This is a genomic window from Saccharopolyspora hirsuta, assembly GCF_008630535.1.
Lineage (GTDB): Bacteria > Actinomycetota > Actinomycetes > Mycobacteriales > Pseudonocardiaceae > Saccharopolyspora > Saccharopolyspora hirsuta.
The window spans coordinates 239,484-256,700 of the sequence record NZ_VWPH01000012.1 but is presented as its reverse complement, the minus strand read 5'-3'; the positions used below and the strand labels follow the sequence as shown (position 1 = coordinate 256,700).

General features: G+C 71.0%; 17 protein-coding genes. 7 read left to right on the top strand and 10 right to left on the bottom strand.

Annotated features, from left to right (window positions below):
* Positions 1 to 835 (bottom strand): AMP-binding protein (locus F1721_RS25550; protein WP_150069308.1); only part of this gene is annotated, 835 nt, incomplete at its 3' end.
* 216 nt (positions 836 to 1,051) lie between these two features.
* On the opposite strand from F1721_RS25550, the gene F1721_RS25545 reads away from it, so the two are divergent.
* The 4 genes from F1721_RS25545 to F1721_RS25530 all read left to right on the top strand — a co-directional run bounded on the left by F1721_RS25545 (position 1,052) and on the right by F1721_RS25530 (position 4,401).
* Positions 1,052 to 1,798, top strand: a complete 747-nt coding sequence (locus F1721_RS25545) for a Fic family protein (protein ID WP_150069307.1) — start codon at positions 1,052 to 1,054, stop codon at positions 1,796 to 1,798.
* A gap of 112 nt (positions 1,799 to 1,910) precedes the next feature.
* On the top strand, positions 1,911 to 2,846 hold the full coding sequence (locus tag F1721_RS25540; protein WP_150069306.1) for a nucleoside hydrolase: 936 nt from the start codon (positions 1,911 to 1,913) through the stop codon (positions 2,844 to 2,846).
* A 64-nt stretch (positions 2,847 to 2,910) separates the two neighbouring features.
* Positions 2,911 to 3,813, top strand: coding sequence for a LysR family transcriptional regulator (locus F1721_RS25535; protein WP_150069305.1), 903 nt, complete (start codon positions 2,911 to 2,913; stop codon positions 3,811 to 3,813).
* Between the two features lie 78 nt (positions 3,814 to 3,891).
* Positions 3,892 to 4,401 carry a cysteine dioxygenase family protein gene (locus F1721_RS25530; protein ID WP_150069304.1) on the top strand — a complete coding sequence of 170 codons (510 nt, stop codon included), beginning with the start codon at positions 3,892 to 3,894 and terminating at the stop codon, positions 4,399 to 4,401.
* Here the strand turns inward: F1721_RS25530 and murQ are convergent.
* Together murQ and F1721_RS25520 are read right to left on the bottom strand one after the other, a co-directional pair.
* Entirely contained in the window at positions 4,391 to 5,302 is a 912-nt protein-coding gene (gene murQ, locus F1721_RS25525; RefSeq protein WP_195141817.1) for an N-acetylmuramic acid 6-phosphate etherase, read from the bottom strand. The two genes, F1721_RS25530 and murQ, sit on opposite strands and share 11 nt — an antisense overlap.
* Positions 5,302 to 6,222, bottom strand: coding sequence for a MurR/RpiR family transcriptional regulator (locus tag F1721_RS25520; RefSeq protein WP_150069302.1), 921 nt, complete (start codon positions 6,220 to 6,222; stop codon positions 5,302 to 5,304). Before F1721_RS25520 ends, murQ begins: the two co-directional genes overlap by 1 nt.
* Positions 6,223 to 6,455: 233 nt before the next feature.
* On the opposite strand from F1721_RS25520, the gene F1721_RS25515 reads away from it, so the two are divergent.
* Positions 6,456 to 8,075 carry a purine-cytosine permease family protein gene (locus F1721_RS25515; RefSeq protein WP_150069301.1) on the top strand — a complete coding sequence of 540 codons (1,620 nt, stop codon included), beginning with the start codon at positions 6,456 to 6,458 and terminating at the stop codon, positions 8,073 to 8,075.
* Positions 8,076 to 8,123: 48 nt separating this feature from the next.
* Here F1721_RS25515 and F1721_RS25510 read toward each other — a convergent pair whose 3' ends face one another.
* Positions 8,124 to 8,516, bottom strand: a complete 393-nt coding sequence (locus F1721_RS25510; RefSeq protein WP_150069300.1) for a PPOX class F420-dependent oxidoreductase — start codon at positions 8,514 to 8,516, stop codon at positions 8,124 to 8,126.
* Positions 8,517 to 8,589: 73 nt separating this feature from the next.
* Entirely contained in the window at positions 8,590 to 8,763 is a 174-nt protein-coding gene (locus tag F1721_RS35180) for a RidA family protein (RefSeq protein WP_246155294.1), read from the bottom strand.
* Positions 8,764 to 8,810: 47 nt separating this feature from the next.
* Between F1721_RS35180 and F1721_RS35415 the strand changes: the two genes are divergently transcribed.
* Positions 8,811 to 8,933 (top strand): hypothetical protein, encoded by a 123-nt coding sequence (locus F1721_RS35415; protein WP_281288816.1) that lies wholly within the window; start codon positions 8,811 to 8,813, stop codon positions 8,931 to 8,933.
* 114 nt (positions 8,934 to 9,047) lie between these two features.
* On the opposite strand, the gene F1721_RS25500 is transcribed toward F1721_RS35415, so the two are convergent.
* Entirely contained in the window at positions 9,048 to 9,461 is a 414-nt protein-coding gene (locus F1721_RS25500) for a MarR family winged helix-turn-helix transcriptional regulator (protein WP_150069299.1), read from the bottom strand.
* Between the two features lie 63 nt (positions 9,462 to 9,524).
* On the opposite strand from F1721_RS25500, the gene F1721_RS25495 reads away from it, so the two are divergent.
* Positions 9,525 to 10,376 carry an MBL fold metallo-hydrolase gene (locus F1721_RS25495; RefSeq protein ID WP_211840618.1) on the top strand — a complete coding sequence of 284 codons (852 nt, stop codon included), beginning with the start codon at positions 9,525 to 9,527 and terminating at the stop codon, positions 10,374 to 10,376.
* A 63-nt stretch (positions 10,377 to 10,439) separates the two neighbouring features.
* Here the strand turns inward: F1721_RS25495 and F1721_RS25490 are convergent, their stop codons facing one another.
* From F1721_RS25490 to F1721_RS25475, 4 genes are all read right to left on the bottom strand, one after another.
* Entirely contained in the window at positions 10,440 to 12,176 is a 1,737-nt protein-coding gene (locus tag F1721_RS25490; protein ID WP_150069298.1) for a serine hydrolase domain-containing protein, read from the bottom strand.
* A gap of 20 nt (positions 12,177 to 12,196) precedes the next feature.
* Entirely contained in the window at positions 12,197 to 13,441 is a 1,245-nt protein-coding gene (locus tag F1721_RS25485; protein ID WP_150069337.1) for an exo-beta-N-acetylmuramidase NamZ family protein, read from the bottom strand.
* Positions 13,442 to 13,462: 21 nt separating this feature from the next.
* The gene (locus tag F1721_RS25480; protein ID WP_150069297.1) at positions 13,463 to 15,235 is read right to left on the bottom strand and encodes a glycoside hydrolase family 3 protein; all 1,773 of its coding nucleotides are present in this window, start codon (positions 15,233 to 15,235) and stop codon (positions 13,463 to 13,465) included.
* 522 nt (positions 15,236 to 15,757) lie between these two features.
* Complete coding sequence (locus F1721_RS25475; protein WP_150069336.1) at positions 15,758 to 16,597, bottom strand: HAD family hydrolase; 840 nt, start codon at positions 16,595 to 16,597, stop codon at positions 15,758 to 15,760.
* Positions 16,598 to 17,217: the final 620 nt, after the last annotated feature.

Genomic DNA, 17,217 nt, shown 5'->3' with positions numbered 1-17,217 from the left:
TGCCCTTCGGGCGCCCCGTGGTGCCCGAGGTGTAGAGGATGAACAACGGATGCTCGGCATCGAAGGCCTCCGGCGCGTGGGTGTCGGGCTGGCCCTCCAGCACCGCATCCCACCACTTGTCCCGCTTCTCATCCCAGGCGACCTCACCACCGGTGCGCTTGACCACCACCACATGCTCAACACTCGGCGTCTCCGCCACCGCGGCATCCACGTTGGCCTTCAACGGCATCGCCTTACCACGCCGGTACTGCCCATCAGAGGTGATCACCACCTTCGCCCGGGCATCGTTGATGCGGGTCCGCAGCGCCTCCGAGGAAAACCCGCCGAACACCACACTGTGCATCGCACCCAACCGGGCGCACGCCAGCATCGCGAACACCGCCTCCGGCAGCATCGGCAGATAGATCGCCACCCGATCACCAGCACCGATCCCCAACGCCGCCAGCGCATTCGCGGTACGCGAGACCTCCCGCTGCAACTCCGCATACGTGATCGTGCGGGAATCCCCGGGCTCACCCTCCCAATGAATCGCGACCCGATCCCCGTTCCCGGCCTCCACATGCCGGTCCACGCAGTTGTAAGCCACGTTCAACCGACCGCCCACGAACCACTTCGCGAACGGCGCACCGGACCAGTCCAAAACCCGGTCCCACTTCCTCTCCCAATGCAGCTCACCAGCCTGCTCGGCCCAGAACGCCTCCCGATCGGCATCCGCCTGGTCGTACAGCGCGGCGGTGGCGTTCGCCTGCGCCGCGAACTCCGCCGAGGGCGGGAACGTCCTGCTCTCCGTCAGCAGGTTGCTGAGCTCGTTGTTCTGCCCGTCGGGCTGGCTCATCGCCGAGAACCTCCGTGGTCGTGGGGTAGCCAGTGCTAACCGCACCGTAATGCGATCGGGCTCACTGCAACAGAGGGTTCGCGCTAATGGTTCAGACCAATCAGGCATACGGTCCGAAATCGCTGCGCTACGCAGGGGTGCTGGCCGGGCCACTGTGGCACACCTCGCATCCTGCCTCGGCGGCGGGGGGACGGCTGGCCGGTAGCGTCTCCGGGCGTGAACGACAAGCCATCGCTGGCGCCGCTGGTCGAGCTGGACGGGGTGGAAGACGCCGTGGCCGCCGCCCGCGCGGCCATCGACGAGGTCCACCGGCACCCGGCCAACCGCCGCGGCTGGCCGACCACCGCCGCGGAGGCGTCGGTGCGCGCCGCCCGCGCGTCCGCGGCCATCGCCGGGGGCGCCGCGGAGATCCCGGAGTCCGGGGAGGTCACCGACCCGCTGCTGGCCGGTTCGCTGCGGATCGCGGAGGCGATGGGCGCGCTGCTGCCGACCTGGCAGCGCGCGCCGCGGCAGGCGCTGGCGCGGATGCACGTGCTCGCCGCCGCGGACCTGGTCGAGGACGAGGAGCAGCTCGGCCGCCCCAAGGCGGACCCGGTGATCGCCGAGCGGCTCGACCTGCTCGCCGAGATCATCACCGACCCGCAGGCGCAGGGCCCGGGGCCGGTGCTGGCCGCCGTCGTGCACGGCGAACTGCTCGCGCTGCAGCCGTTCGGCCTCGTCGACGGCGTGATCGCGCGCGCGGCCGCGCGGCTGAGCGTGATCGGCAGCGGGCTGGACCCGAAGGGCCTGGTCGTGCCGGAGGTGGCGTACTTCCGGCGGCAGGAGGAGTACGCGGAGCTGGCGCTGGGCTTCGCCACCGGCGACCCGGACCAGGTCGCGGCGTGGATCGTGCACTGCTGCAAGGCCCTGGAGGCGGGCGCCCGCGAGGCGAAGTCCATCGCCGACGCGGTGCAGGAGGGCTGACCGCTGCGGTCCGCAGGGGGAGCGCAGTTTCAACTGAAACTGCAGAGCGTCCCCAGGAGTGATCGCAGTTTCAGTTGAAACTGCGGGTGGAGCACGGCCGGAGGAAGAGGACGTGGCGAAGAAGATCCTGATCGACTGCGACCCGGGCATCGACGACGCGCTGGCGCTCGGGCTGGCGCACGGCAGCCCGGAGCTCGACGTGGTCGGCGTGACCACCGTCGGCGGCAACGTGGAGCTGGCGCACACCACCGACAACGCCCTGCGGCTGCGGGACTTCTACGGCATGGACGCGCCGGTGGCGCGCGGTGCCGGGCGCCCGCTGGTGCGCGAGCCGCGGACGGCCGGGGAGGTGCACGGCAACTCCGGGCTCGGCGGTGCGGTGCTGCCGGAGCCGAAGTCGGCGCTCAGCGAGCAGCACGCGGTCGACTTCATCATCGACACCCTGGCCGCCTCGCCCGGCGAGATCAGCCTGACCGCGGTCGGGCCGCTGACCAACATCGCGCTGGCGCTGCGCAAGGAACCGCGTCTCACCGAATGGGTGAAGGAATTCGTCATCATGGGTGGCTCCTACACCCGGGGGAACACGAATCCGGCCGCCGAGTTCAACATCGTCGCCGACCCGGAGGCCGCTGCGGTGGTCTTCAACGCGCCCTGGCGGACGGTCATGATCGGGCTCGACCTCACCCACCAGGCGCGCGCGACCGCCGACGTGCGGTCCGGGTTCGCCGATCTCGGTCGGCTGGACGCGGAGCTGCTCACCCCGTGCCTGGACTTCTACGGCAGCCACGTCAGCTACCAGGAGGAGGGCCCGGCGATCCACGACGCCTGCGCGGTGGCCTACGTGATCGACCCCGGCCTGTTCGAGGCGGTCCCGGCCCGCGTCGACGTGGAGACGCAGGGCCGCTTCACCTCCGGCATGACGGTCACCGACTTCGCGGCCCCGGCCGACCGCCACAACGCGATCGTCCCGACCGCGCTGGACACTGAGCGCTTCTGGAAGCTGGTCACCGACGCCTACCGCAACGTCGCCGCGGGTCTCCCGGACTGACCGGCGGGGCGGGTCCCCTGATCAGCACTGCCGCCGCCCGAGGCGAACGTGAGATCTTTTCAAGATGGTGGACCCGCGGTACATCCGGATGTTCCACGCCGTGGTCCGGGCCGGTTCGTACGCCGGAGCGGCGCGGGAGCTCGGTTACAGCCAGCCCGCGGTCAGCCAGCAGATGCGGGCCCTGGAGCGGGCCGTCGGCACGCCGCTGTTCGCCAGGGCCGGGCGGTCGCTGCGGTTGACCGCGGCTGGTGAGGTGCTGGCCCGGCACGCGGGTTCCGCGCTGCGCGACCTCGCCGCCGCGCAGAACCAGATCACGGCGATCCGGCAGCTGCGCGCCGGGCACATCCGGATCTGCGCGTTCCCCAGCGCCAGCGCCACGATCGTGCCCGCGGCGGCGGCGCGCATCGCCCGCCGCCACCCGGACCTGCGCATCCAGCTCACCGAGGCGGAGCCGCCCGATTCGGTGGAGACCCTGCGGCGCGGCGAGTGCGACGTCGCGCTGGCGTTCACCTACCCGGGAACGGCCGAGCAGCCGGACGACGACCTGATCGAGGTGGCGGTGCTGGACGATCCGGTGGTCGTCGTGCTGCCCAGCGGGCACCGGCTGGCCGAGCGCCGGTCGGTGGAGCTGGTCGATCTCGCCGGTGAGCGGTGGATCGCGGGGTGCAGCCGCTGCCGCGACCACTTCGTGCGGGAGTGCCGCGCGGTCGGTTTCGAGCCGGACATCGCGTTCACCACCGACGACAACCTCGCGGTGCAGGGCCTGGTCGCGGCGGGCACCGGGATCGCGCTGATGCCCGGCCTGGTGCTGTCGTTCCTGCGGCACCCGAAGGTGATCAGCCGCCGCGTGCGCAAGCTCGACGACCGCCGGGTGTCGGCGTACGTGCTGCGCGACCACCACCGCATCCCGGCCACCGCGCTGATGCTGGAGACGTTCCGCCAGGTGGGTGCCGCGACTCGTCCGTGAATCCCCAAGCAGGGCTTGGGGAGTGCCCAAGTTTTCTGCCGTCGACGCGCGGATTCCTTGCGGGGCAAGGTGATTCGCATGACTTCGCAGTTGGTCGAACTGGCCGGAACGATTCGCGAGCAGGTCCGCCGCGGGCTGCCCGCGGCGCAGACCGCGGAACTGGTCGAGGACGCGCTGCGGCCCTTCCTCACCGCGCCCGACCTGCTGAGCCCGGAGCAGCGCGTCGGCGACCCCGACAGCTACCGGCAGCACGTGCTGCACGTGGAGCCGGACGGCAGCTTCTCGATCGTCGCGCTGGTCTGGCTGCCGGGCCAGCGGACGCCGGTGCACGACCACGTCTCCTGGTGCGTCGCCGGAGTGCACGAGGGCGTGGAGCACGAGCAGCGCTACGTCCTGCGCGACGACCGCCTGGTCCCGGCGGAGCAGACCACCAACCACCCCGGCGAGGTGTGCGGTTTCGCGCCGCCGGGAGACATCCACCTGGTCCGCAACGCGGGCTCGGCCAAGGCGATCTCGATCCACGTCTACGGGGCGGACATCGCCGTCCTCGGCTCCAGCGTCCGCCGCTGCTACGAGCTCACTGCGTGAGGGCGCGGAGGGCTTCGCGGACATGGCCGTCGGCGACCGCCAGGGCTGCCGCCGAGCTCTCCACGTCGGCACCGGTCAGCAGGTGGACCAGGGCCGTCTTCAGGTCGCCGTCGGCGGCCGTCAGGGCTGCTTCGCAGATCTCCTCGGAGGCGCTGGTCGCCTCCTGCAGGATGCTGATCGTGCGGCCGCGCAGCTTCGCGTTGGTGGCGAGCATGCTGACCATCAGGTTCGAGTAGGTGCGGCCCATCCGGATCATCACCGCGGTGGAGAACGAGGTGAGCACCAGCTTCTGCGCGGTGCCCGCCTTCATCCGGGTGGAACCGCTGATCGGCTCCGGGCCGGTGTCCACCGCGATCACCACGTCCGCGGGCACCTTCCCGACGTCCGGGTTCGAGGTGACCAGCGCCGTCTTCGCCCCGAGCTGCTGCGCGGCCTCCAGCGCCCCCAGCACGTACGGGGTGCGCCCGGACGCGGCCAGGCCGACCACCAGGTCGTCGGGCGAGGCGCTCTCGCGGATCTCGGCGGCCCCGGAGGCCACGTCGTCCTCGGCGTTCTCCACCGCGCGCACGAACGCCTCGGAACCGCCTGCCTGGTGCGCGACGATCCAGTCCGGGGGGACGTTGAAGGTCGGGATCAGCTCTGCTGCGTCGAGCACCGCGAGCCGACCGGACGTCCCCGCGCCGACGTAGTGCACGCGGCCGCCCGCGCGCAGCGCGGCCACCGCCATGTCGACCGCGCGCGCCAGCTCGGGCAGCACCCGGCCGACCGCCACCGGGACGGTGCGGTCCTCGCCGTTGAGGACGTGGAGGATGTCCAGCGTCGGCAGCAGGTCTATGTCCCGCGTCCGCGGGTTGTTGCGCTCGGTCGGAGCATCCACCCGCACTGCGCGGTCCTGGCTCATCACGCCTCCTTCTGCCGCCGGCGGTCCGGTCGGCTTTCGAGGCGGTGGCCGCCCACCGCTTCGTAGGTGGCCTCCAGCGCTGCCCGGGCCTGGTCCAGGTGGCGCTGCGCGACGCCGATGAACAAGCAGTCGATCACGGTGAGCTGGCCGATCCGGCTGGCCATGGCCCCCGAGCGGTAGGTGGTCTCGCGGACCGCCGTGGTCAGCACGTGGTCGGCGACCTCGGTGATCGGGGAGCGGGCGAAGTTGGTCAGCGCCGCCGTCGTCGCCCCGCGCCGCCGCGCCTCGCGCAGCGCCTCGACGGTCTCGGCGGTCGCGCCGGTGTGCGAGATGCCGATGGCGACGTCGCCCTCGCGCAGCACCGCCGCCGAGGTCAGCGCGTTGTGCGTGTCGGACCAGGCGAAGCAGGTCAGGCCGATGCGGTGCAGCTTCTGCTGGAGGTCGAGCGCGACGAACGCGCTGGCGCCCACGCCGTAGACGTCGATGCGGCGGGCTTGGGCGACGTCCTCGACGAGCGGCTGCAGGACCGCGGCGTCCAGCTGCCCGGCGGTCTCCTCGACGGCTTTGGCGTCCGCGTAGCCGACCTTCTCGATGATCTGGCCGAGGTCGTCGTCCGGCGCGATGTCGCTGCCGAGCTCGCGGTCGCGGGTGGAGGTGCGCGCGGTGTCGGCGGCCAGCGCGATGCGCAGGTCGGGGTACCCGCCCACGCCGATGGCCTTGCAGAACCGGGTGACCGTGGTCTCGCTGGTGCCGGCGGCCTCGGCGACCTCGGTGATGCTGCGCCGCGAGATCGAGGCGGGGTCGGCCAGCACGATGTTGGCCACTCGCTGCTCCGCTCGGGCGAGTCCGGGCAGCAGCGAGCGAATCTTGACGAGGGGGCTCGCCTCGCCCGATTCGCGGGACGTGTCGTCAGTGACCATGTGGGAAACTTACTAACCGTTGCTTCTGGCGGTCAATGGCCCTCTTTCGGGTTTCCGACGGGAGGACGGGGCAACTTCATACCCAGGTTGCATCCCACCCCAACTACTCCGAAAGGGGTAATGGGTGAGTTTTCCCACTTCGGAACGTGATCCGCGCTGAACACCGGGCACACGTCGCCGAAACATCCGTGCCCAACACTCCCGTGCGCACATGCGTTCGGAGGGAGCAGCGGATGGTCGTCCAAACCAGGCGGAGGGATCCGCGGGACCAAGCGGCGCGGGAGACGCTGGAGGACTACACGCTGCGCTTCGCGCCGCGCAGCTACCGGCGCTGGAAGCCCTCGGTGGTGGCCACCACCGCGCTCGGCGGCATCGCCTACCTGGCGGACTTCTCCATCGGCGCCGGGATCGGGCTGGCCCACGGCACGCTGAACGCGCTGGTCGCGATCCTGGTCGCGGCGGTGATCATCTTCGTCACCGGGCTGCCGCTGGCCTACTACGGCGCCCGCTACAACCTCGACCTCGACCTGATCACCCGCGGCGCCGGGTTCGGCTACTACGGCTCGGTGCTGACCAGCGTCATCTTCGGCAGCTTCACGTTCATCTTCTTCGCCACCGAGGGCGCGATCATGGCGCAGGGCCTGCAGGTCGGGCTGGGCGTGCCGCTGTGGCTCGGTTACCTGATCACCACGCTGATCGTGATCCCGCTGGTCGTCTACGGCATGAAGGCGCTGAGCAAGCTTCAGGTGTGGACGACGCCGCTGTGGTTGCTGCTGATGGTCGGCCCGCTCGGCTACCTGGTGGTCGTCGACCCGGGATCGGTGAGCTCCTGGCTGGCGTTCACCGGTGAGAGCGGCGGCGGGCTCAACGCGGCGTCGGTGATGCTCGGCGCGGGCGTGGCGCTGTCGCTGATGGCGCAGATCGGGGAGCAGATCGACTACCTGCGCTTCATGCCGCCGCGCACCGAGCAGAACCGCCGGTCCTGGTGGGCCTCGGTGCTGGTGGCCGGTCCGGGCTGGGTGCTCTTCGGCGCGGTCAAGCAGGCGACCGGGGCGTTCCTGGCGTTCTTCATCATGGGGGTCGCGGGGGCGGCGGCGACCGAACCGGTGCAGCAGTTCACCGGCATCTACGAGCTGTTCCTGCCCGCTTGGCTGGCGATCCCGCTGGCGGTGGTGCTGGTGGTGCTCAGCCAGGTGAAGATCAACGTCACCAACGCCTACTCCGGCTCGCTGGCCTGGACGAACTCCTTCACCCGGATCACCCGGCGGTACCCGGGGCGGATCGTGTTCGTGCTGCTGAACCTGCTGGTGGCGCTGGTGCTGATGGAGGCGAACATGTTCGCCTTCCTCAACTCGGTGCTGAGCTTCTACGCCAACTGCGCGATCGCCTGGGTGGTCGTGGTGGCCACCGACATCGCGGTCAACAAGTACCTGCTGGGGCTGTCGCCGAAGGAACCGGAGTTCCGCCGCGGCATGCTGCACGCGGTGAACCCGGTCGGCGTGGTGGCGTTCCTGGCCTCGGCGGGGATCTCGATCGCGATGTACTTCGGCGCCTTCGGCGCGGTGGTCCAGCCGTACTCGCCGATCGCCGCCGTGCTGATCGCGGCGGTGCTGACGCCGCTGCTGGCGGCGGTCACCCGCGGCCGCTACTACCTGCGCCGCACCGACGACGGCATCGCCGAGCCGCGCTTCGACGCCGACGGCACCCCGGTCGCCACGACCTACCGCTGCGACGTCTGCGAGCAGGACTTCGAGCGCCCGGACGTGCTCGCCTCCGCGGTCCCGGACACGATCATCTGCTCCCTCTGCGTGACCACCGACCGCACCGGCACCCACGTCCTGCCCGCCACCTGACCGTCACCCGGGCTGGCGCCGAAACGCTCGCCCGGGTGACGGCCCCCGTCACTGCTTGGTGGTGTGCTCCGGTTCGACGTAGACGATCACGCGCTCGTCGCCGGGCTGGGGCCACGGGTACTCGTCCTCGTCGAGGTACTTCTTGGCCATCTTGTTGATGAACCGGTTGTCCGGGTCGTCCTCGATCTTGGCCACCCGGCCGCGCACCTCCACGTAGCGGTAGGGCTGGTCCGGGTCGTGCACCGAGACGGAGATGCGCGGTTCCCGCTTGAGGTTGCGGTACTTCTGCCGCGTCTTGGTCTGGCTGAACTTCAGGTACTGGCCGTCCCAGTCGATCCACACCGGGCTGGACTGCGGTTCGCCGTGCGGACCGATGGTGGCCACGTGCCCGAAGGCCCGCTTGCCCAGGATGTCCTCGCGGTCCTGCGGAATCCCCGACATCTCCGACTCCTCTCCGACGGTTGCGGCTGCGCTTCGACCCTGCCCGCCCGCCGCCGAGCTCGCGACTCGGAGGTCAGGGGCGCACGGCGACGGCGTCGACCTCGAAGAGCATCCCCGGCAGCGCCAGCGCGGCCACGCCGGTGAGGGTCTGGGTGGGCGGCTGGTCGCCCCAGATCTCGGCGATGTGCTCGCCGAGGACCGCGAGCTTGTCGGTGTCGTGGTCGACGACGTGGGTCCGCAGCTGCACGACGTGGCTGAGGTCCAGGCCGACCGCGGCGAGCGCGGTGCGCAGGTTTGGCCAGCGACTGCCGGACCTGCTCGGAGAAGTCCGCCGAGGTCACCTCGCCGTTGTCGTCGGAGGCGTACTGGCCGGCGATGAAGACCAGCCCGGTGGAGGTGTCGGCGACGTGGCTGTAGCCGAAGCGGGTCGGGTCGTGCAGCGTCGGCGGGTTGATGATCCGGTGGCCCACGGGAGTCCTTTCCTGGATGCGTTCTTCGATCTCGGGAACGCATCCGGGCCCGCGGCATTCCTCAGCGGGTGGACAGCGCCTGCTGCAGCAGCCGGTGCAGGGTCTGCTGCTCGTCCGCGGTGAGCCCGGACAGCGGGGTGTTCACCGAGAACCGCTCGATGATCTGCGTCCGCTGCCGCGCGCCCTCCTCGGTCAGCGCGATCTCCTTCGCGCGGCGGTCGGTGGGGTGCGGGCGGCGGGTGACCAGCCCCTGCTTCTCCAGGCGGTCGATCAGGAACGTGACGTTCGAGGTGGCGCAGTGCATCCGTGCGGCGAGCTCGCGCATGCTCAGCGGTTCGGCCAGTTCGCGCAGCGCGATGGCCTGCGACGCGGTCAGGTCGCTGTCCGCGACGCAGTGCCGCACGTGGTCCTCGATGGTGTGGGCGAGCTCGCTGACCAGGCTGCAGAGCTCGCGGGTTTCGGCAGACCGGTCCATGCGAACAGCATACCAAGTTAGAGATGTTGCAATTAGAAAAATTATAGTTGTAAGGTTGTCGGCATGATTGCGGAACACCGGTGGAGCGCGGTGGCCGGAGCCCGGTCGATCGAGCTCGGCGACCTGCGGATCAGCTACGTCCCGGACGGCGCGGTCGGCCTCAAGCCGCGCGGCTGGTTCCCGGAGACCTCGGCGGACGACTGGCGCGACCGCGCGCACCACCTCGACGGCGCGGGGCAGCTGGTGGCCAGCATCGGCGGGCTCCTCGTCGAGCGCGGCCCGCGCGCGATGCTGATCGACGCCGGGTTCGGCCCGGTCAGCCGCCCCGACGACCCCGGCAACCCGGCCGTCGGCGCCACCCGCGGCGGCGACCTGCTGGACAACCTGGCGGCGCTGGGGCGCGCTCCCGGAGAGATCGAGGCCGTGGCCATCACCCACCTGCACACCGACCACATCGGCTGGGCGCACCGGGGTGCCTTCCCCGCGGCGCGGATCCTGCTCGCGGAGCCGGAGTGGGAGAGTCGCGAGGAGCACGCCCCGGACGTCACCGACGAGATGCTGACCGCGCTGGGAGCGCAGGTCGAAACCGTCCACGATGGACAAGAGGTGTTCCCCGGCGTGCGGGTGCGGTACACCTCCGGCCACACGCCCGGCCATGCGTCCTACGTGATCACCTCGGGCGACCAGCGCCTCATCGTCATCGGCGACGCGCTGCACAGCGCGGTGCAGATCGCCGAGCCGACCTGGCCGGTCTGGGCCGACGTCGACCGAGCTGAGGCGATCCGAACCCGCCAGGACCTGGTGCGGGAGCTCCAGGAGCCGAGCACGATCGGCTTCGCGGTCCACTTCGCCGACGTCCAGTTCGGCCGCGCGATCACCGACTCCGGCACTCCCCGCTGGCAACCCCTCCCGTGACGGACGAACGCGATTTCAACGGAAATCGGACGTCCGATTTCCATTGAAATCGCGGGAGTCCCGTCAGCGGTCGGTGGAGGTCCAGTCCTCGGGGTGCAGGCGATCGGCCTGGAGCTCGCCGTCCAGGAGGGTCGCGTCGCGGTCGGCGACCAGGATGCCGTCCACGTTCACCCCGCGGCCGGTGTACTGGTCGTTCGGCGCGTACCGCCAGCGCAGGTGCACCTGCTGGCCCGGTTCCGCGGCGACGGAGCCGCGGACCTCCCACCAGCTGCGGTGGCCGGAGCCCGCCAGCTGCTGCTGGGCGTCCTTCGGCGCTCCGGGGCCCTTGGCCCGGACCGGTACCGGCTGCCAATTCGTTCCGTCCACACTGGATTCGAGCAGCAGCGGGTCGGAGCCGTCGGAGTCCCGCTGGGTGTCCACGAAGGCGCTGTAGGACACCTGCACCGGCCCGCTGACCGGGCCGAGCGGGTCGGTGGTCAACGTCCCCGCGCGGTCGGTGAACCACGAGGCCGAGCCGAACTCCGGTCGCACCGCCAGCGCCCGGGCCATGCCCTGCGCCAGCTCCTGCCGGGCCGGGTTGTTCGAGCCCCACTCGCGCGACGGGTGCACCCGGTTGGTGAGCAGGACCGCGACCGTCCGGGACAGCGGGTCGATGACCAGCGACGTTCCGGTGTAGCCGGTGTGACCTGCGGTGTGCGGGGCGCTGAGCCCGGCCATGTACCAGCGCTGGTCGAGCTCGAAGCCCAGGCCGTGCGCGTTGCCCGGGAAGGCGTCGTTGTAGTTGGTCAGCATCTTGGCCACGCCGTCCTCGGACAGGATGCGGCTGCCGTTGTAGACACCGCCGTTGAGCAGCGCCTGGCCCAGCGTCGCCAGGTCGTCGGCGGTGGAGAAGACCCCGGCCTGGCCCGCGACACCGCCCAGCGACCAGGCGTTCTCGTCGTGCACCTGGCCGCGCACCATGCCGCGCGGCGGGTCGGCCTGGAACTCCGTGGCCGCGATCCGGTGCAGCTCGGCGGCGGGCGGGTTGTAGCCGGTGTCGCGCATGCCCAGCGGGCCGGTGATCCGCTCGGCCACCACGCGGTCCAGCCGTTCGCCGGTGACGCGCTGGACCAGCACGCCGAGCGTGATCATGTTCGGGTCGGAGTAGGTGTAGTTGGTGCCGGGCGGGTGCTCCGGGGTCAGCTGCATGATCGACGGGATCCGCTGCTCCGGCGGCAGCTTCCACAGCTGCGCTTCGGCCTGCAGCCCCGAGGTGTGGGTGAGCAGCTGCTCGACGGTGATGCCCTGCTTGCCGTTGACGCCGAACTCCGGCAGGTACTGCGCGACCGGCGCGTCCAGCTCCACCGAGCCGTCGTCGACCAGCTGCAGCGCGGCGATCGAGGTGAACAGCTTGCTGATCGAGGCGACGTCGAAGATCGTGTCGACGCCCATCGGTTCCTGCTGGTCGGCGGGTAACTCGGTGCCCGCGCCGTCGGAGTAGCGCTGCTCTTTCCCGACGGCCTCGCGCCGCACCACCACCCCGTCGTGCACCAGCAGGCTCACCGCGCCCGCGTACATCGGGTGCTCGCGGCCCGGCGTCCGCTCCGTCCACGCCGCGATCTGCTGCAGCGCCGCGTCGATCGGGGTCGGGTCCAGCCCCACTTCCTCGGGGGTGCCGTCGCGCAGCACGGTCTCGCCGGGGGCGAACCCCCGCTGCGGGCGGTCGAAGTGACCGCCCGCGCTGCTGGGCGAGGCCGTCGCAGAACCGGCCAGCGCGGTGACCGACAGCAGCGCCACGGCCGCCAGGATCGTCCTGCCCATCGCGTCCCCCTCCGAGCTCGTCAGCGGTACAGCATGTGCGGTTCGCGTTGCCTTCGGAAGTCCTCGACCTCGTCCTGCCACGAGTCGACGATCTCGGCCGCGTCGGCGCCGCGGTCGACCATCGTGCGCAGCCGGTCGGAACCGGACAGCTTGTCGATCATGTTGTCCGGCCGCCAGCCGAACACCTGCGGGTACAGCCGCCGCGCGGTGACGAGCATGGTCACCGCGGTCCGGATCGCGTCGACCTCGCCGAGCAGGTGCACCTGCACGCCGCCGCAGGTGACGTCGGCGTGTTTGGAGAAGGTCGGCACGAAGTAGGTCTCGCGGAACCGCACCCCGGGCAGCCCGGCGTTGTTCAGCTCCTCCGCCCACCGCCAGTCGATGCCCGGCGCCCCGATGATCTCGAACGGCCGGGTGGTGCCGCGGCCCTCGGAGAGCACGGTGCCCTCGAACAACCCGGTCCCGGGGTACAGCGCGGCGGTGTCCGGGGTCGGCATGTTCGGGCTGGGCGGCACCCAGGGCAGGCCGGTGCTCGCGGTGCGCCCCTTCCACCCCTCCACCCGCACCACGTTGAGCTGCGGCAGCGGTTCCGGCAAGTACACGCGGTCGAACATCCGGGCCAGCTCGCCGACGGTCATCCCGTGCTGCTGCACGATCGGCAGCAGCCCGACGCCGGAGGCGAACCGCGGGTCCAGCCGCGGCCCGGCGACCTGGCTGCCGATCGGGTTCGGCCGGTCCAGCACCAGGAACGACGCCCCGACCTGCTGCGCGGCCTGCATCGCGGTGTACATCGTCCAGATGTAGGTGTAGAAGCGGGCGCCCACGTCGGCGATGTCGAAGACCACCTGCTCGACACCGGCCTTGCGGAGCATCCCGGCCAGCTTCGCGGCGTCGGCCCCGTACGCGTCGTACACCGGCAGCCCGGTGCGCGGGTCGCGGTAGTCGCCCTCCGAGCCGCCCGCCTGGGACGTGCCGCGGAAGCCGTGCTCGGGCCCGAAGACCGCCACGACGTTCACCGAGCCGCTGGCGTGCATGGCGTCGACGACGTGCGTCAACGACGAGAGCACGCCGGTCGGGTTGGTCACCACGCCGATCCGCCGACCCCTGACGTCCTCCCAGTTCCGCCCGGCGAGCACGTCCGCGCCGGTGCGGACCTCGAAGCCGAGGTCGGGGGACTGCGGAGGAGCGGCGCAGGCGGAGCTCGCCGCGACCCCGGCCGCGGGGACGGCCAGCGCGGCCGCGGTGAGAACGCCGCGCCGGGAGATCCGGAACTCAGCCACCGGCCGTCACCAGCCCAGGCCGTGGCCGAAGGGGTAGGCGTCGGTGCCGGGCTTGTTCGGGTCCGGCACCGGGACCGGCAGCTTGCCGACCGGGGCGAGCTCGCCGAAGAGCACCTTGGCCAGCGATTCCATCGCCACCGGCTTGTCCGAGTAGGTGGCGACCCAGGCGGGCAGGTCGACGTGCGCCGCGTCGTAGGGGTCGCGGGTGGCGACCGCGACGACCGGCTTCCCGGTCTGCTGCAGGGCGCGGACCAGGTCGAGCTGCCCGGCGTTGGCCTCGCTCCACGCGGCGCTGGTGAGCACGACCGTGACGTCGTTCTGCTTGGCCTGCTCGACGGCCTGGTCGATCTGCTCCTTCGTCGGCTTCAGGCCGGTGGCCAGCGCCGAGGTCTGCGGGCCGCGCGCACCGATCCGCTCGGCCAGCGCTGCCGTGGCGTCGTCCCCGGCGCCGGTCACGAACATCTTGGCCGGTGGCTTGAGCGGCAGCACGCCGTCGTTGCGCAGCAGCGTGGTGGTGCGATCGGTGATCGCCTGCGCCTCGCCGAGGTGCTCCGCGCCGCCGACGATCTGGTCCACTTTGGACACGTCGACGAACGGGTTGGCCAGCACGCCGCGACCGGACTTCAGCGCCAGGACGCGCTCCACGCTCTGGTCGATGCGCTGCTCGCTGAGCTCGCCGCTGCGCACCGCGTTGAGCACGCCGTCGATGGCGACCTGCAGGTCGTTCGGCATGAGGAGCATGTCGGCACCGGCCTTGAGCGCCAGCACCGGGATCTCGGCGTCCGGGTGCTTCTGCCGCACGCCCTCCATCTGCAGCGAGTCGGTGATGATCACGCCCTTGAAGCCGAGCTCCTCGCGGAGCATCCCGGTGAGCACCTTCGGCGACAGCGTCGAGGGCTCGCCGGAGTCGTCCAGCTTGGGCACCACGATGTGCGCGCTCATCACGGCGTCGGTGCCAGCGGCGATGGCGTCCTTGAACGGCGGGGCGTCCAGCTGCTCCCACTGCTGGCGGTCGTGCTCGATCACCGGCAGCGCGGTGTGGCTGTCCTGGTTGGTGTCGCCGTGCCCGGGGAAGTGCTTGACCGAGGCCGACACCGTCTCGCCGGGACCGGCGGAGTCCTCGTAGCCGCGGATCTGCGCGGCGGTGAGCTGCGCGGCCAGCGCCGGGTCGGAGGAGAAGGAGCGCACCCCGATCACCGGGTTCGCCGGGTTGACGTTGACGTCGCCGCTCGGCGCGAAGTTCTGGTTCAGCCCCATCGCGCGCAGCTCCTGACCGGTGATCGCGGCGGCGCGCTCGGCGTCCTCGGGGCTGCGACCGGCGCCGAGCGCCATGTTCCCGGGGAACTGGGTGGCGGGCTCGTGGATGCGGGTGACCTGGCCCTGCTCCTGGTCGGTGGAGATCAGCAGCGGCACCTTGGCCCCGGAGTTGACCGCGGCGTTCTGCAGCCCGTTGGACAGCTCGGCGATCTGCTTCGGGTCGTGGAGGCTGTCGGTCCACGCGAAGTGGATGACGCCGCCGAGGTGGTACTTCTGCACCACCTGGGCCGGGGTGTCGACGCCGAACTCCTCCTTGTTCTTGGGGTGCGGGGTGTCGGCGGTGCGCCCGTAGGCGTAGGTGACGAAGAGCTGCCCCACCTTCTCCTCGAGCGTCATCTCCTGGAGGAGGTCGGCGGGCTGCTGCGGCTCGGACGCACCGCCGGTGGCGGTGATCGCCACGGCGCCGACGGCGAGGGCGCTGAGCGCGATGGCGGCGCGGCGCGTTCGGGTCTTCGGGGACACGGTCGCCTCCCTGCGGGGCGGATCTTCGCCAGGCGGTAAGAGTTCACCACGAAATCGGACGATTTCGGAAGTTACTCACGCCACCACGGCCGGTCAACGCTGCCGATCGGCGTGGGCGAAAGATGCCACCGCTGGGAGTCCCGTCGCGGGAGGGGGCGGACGTACGGCGGCGCCCGCCGATCCGATCGGCGGGCGCCGCCCCACTGCGCGAGCACTCGGGTTACCAAGCGTGCACTTGTGTCGTAACTTCCGGGCTAGGCGTCCGGCGTCCCGGTACGCAACCCCGTGGAACGACCAGCCTTGTGTGCGGCAACGCGTGGGTGCTCCGGGCCTCGCGCGCGGAGTCTGATCGGGGTGGACGTTACTTCTCCTCCGTAACGTCCCTGGCCAATCAGGGTCCGCACCTCCATTTGTAGACGGTGACGCCCGTCACTGCAAGGGTTCCGGCCGGTGCGGTCGCGACGACTTCGCCAGCTGGCGATCATCGCGCGCTTTGCGCTAAGGGAGCGGGGAAATCGCCGGTCAGCGGCGGCGGCGCCAGGCGCGCAGCCCCCACCACGCGGCACCCGCCGCGGCGACCGCGCCCATCCCGACCCCGGCCGCGGTCACCGCGGCGCGCGACGGCGTGGGGATCCGGGCCCGCAGCGACACCGGGTGGTCGAAGGCCAGCGACGGCCACCCGCGCTGCACCGCTTCCTTGCGCAGAGCCCGGTCCGGGTTGATCACGGTGGGGTGCCCGACGGCTTCCAGCAGCGGCAGGTCGGTGATCGAGTCGGAGTAGGCGTGGCACTCGGACAGGTCGTAGCCCTGCGTCTCGGCCAGCTCGCGGGCGGCGATCGCCTTGTTCTCCGCGGAGCAGTAGAACTCGACCTCGCCGGTGTAGCGGCCGTCGGCGACCACCATCCGGGTGCCCGACCAGTGGTCGGCGCCGAGCAGCTTCGAGATCGGGGCGACGACCTCCTCGCCGGAGGCCGACAGCACCACGATGTCGTGGCCCTGCTCCTGGTGCTCGGCGATCAGCTGGGTGGCCTCCTTGTAGACCAGCGGGTCGACGATGTCGTGCAGGGTCTCCTCGACGATGGCGTTGACCTGCTCGACGTCCCACCCGCTGCACAGCGAGGTGATGTGCGCGCGCATCCGGTCCATCTGGTCGGCGTCGGCCCCGGCCAGCATGAACACGAACTGGGCGTAGGCGCTCTTCAGCACGGCCCGCCGGTTGATCAGCCCCTCCTGGAAGAACGGTCGGCTGAAGGCGAGCGTGCTCGACTTGGCGATGATCGTCTTGTCCAGGTCGAAGAACGCCGCCACCCGGCGTCCGGTGCGGGGCGATGGGTTCGCGGGCTCTGTCACGCCGCACAGCATACGAGCCGCCGCGGGCCGCCCGCGGGCGCGCACGCTCGGTGGCGCGGGCCGCTGATATTTCACGCTGCGTACATTCCAGCTCGGGGATTCCGACTAGTGGGATACATTTCTTGACTCGAATGATTGCTGGCCTCGGATAGGTGGGCACCGAGAGCAATAACGTTCCCTCAAATGGACGGGGGGCATTGCGGGTGATCTGCGGGATACAGTGTGTGGAGTCCGGTGCGACCGGACAGGTTCAGCTCGACCCCCCGGAGCTGAACTGACGACGGCCCCCGCCCCTCCCCCCTGGCGGGGGCCGTCCCATTTCCGGGGTGGGTTGCGCGGCGGAACTCCGGTCGCCCCGGAGCCCGATTCACGGGTGCGCGGCCCCGGTTCGGGATCCCGCGTTCGCCGCGGAGGCGATCCCGTCCCGCCGCAGCCGGGGTGCTGTTCGGCAATGCGCGTGGCGGAAAGCGAATTCGCGCAACGCTTTCGTGTGAGCTGAGTTGTCCACAGTGCCGGGGTTTGTCCACAGATTTCGAAAACCTCCTTGGCAGCGGCCGGAGTTCGGTCCACCTTGGATATCGAGCGGCCCGTTCGGGCTTTTCGCTCCTGGTTCCCGATTCGCCGGAAGGTTT

Bases quoted from the DNA above. Each gene is read 5' to 3' on its own strand.
- F1721_RS25535 (WP_150069305.1), top strand. From the start codon at position 2,911: ATGGTGGACCCGCGGTACATCCGGATGTTCCACGCCGTGGTCCGGGCC.
- F1721_RS25530 (WP_150069304.1), top strand. From the start codon at position 3,892: ATGACTTCGCAGTTGGTCGAACTGGCCGGAACGATTCGCGAGCAGGTC.
- murQ (WP_195141817.1), bottom strand. From the start codon at position 5,302: ATGAGCCAGGACCGCGCAGTGCGGGTGGATGCTCCGACCGAGCGCAAC.
- F1721_RS25520 (WP_150069302.1), bottom strand. From the start codon at position 6,222: ATGGTCACTGACGACACGTCCCGCGAATCGGGCGAGGCGAGCCCCCTC.
- F1721_RS25515 (WP_150069301.1), top strand. From the start codon at position 6,456: ATGGTCGTCCAAACCAGGCGGAGGGATCCGCGGGACCAAGCGGCGCGG.
- F1721_RS25510 (WP_150069300.1), bottom strand. From the start codon at position 8,516: ATGTCGGGGATTCCGCAGGACCGCGAGGACATCCTGGGCAAGCGGGCC.
- F1721_RS25500 (WP_150069299.1), bottom strand. From the start codon at position 9,461: ATGGACCGGTCTGCCGAAACCCGCGAGCTCTGCAGCCTGGTCAGCGAG.
- F1721_RS25495 (WP_211840618.1), top strand. From the start codon at position 9,525: ATGATTGCGGAACACCGGTGGAGCGCGGTGGCCGGAGCCCGGTCGATC.
- F1721_RS25490 (WP_150069298.1), bottom strand. From the start codon at position 12,176: ATGGGCAGGACGATCCTGGCGGCCGTGGCGCTGCTGTCGGTCACCGCG.
- F1721_RS25475 (WP_150069336.1), bottom strand. From the start codon at position 16,597: ATGCTGTGCGGCGTGACAGAGCCCGCGAACCCATCGCCCCGCACCGGA.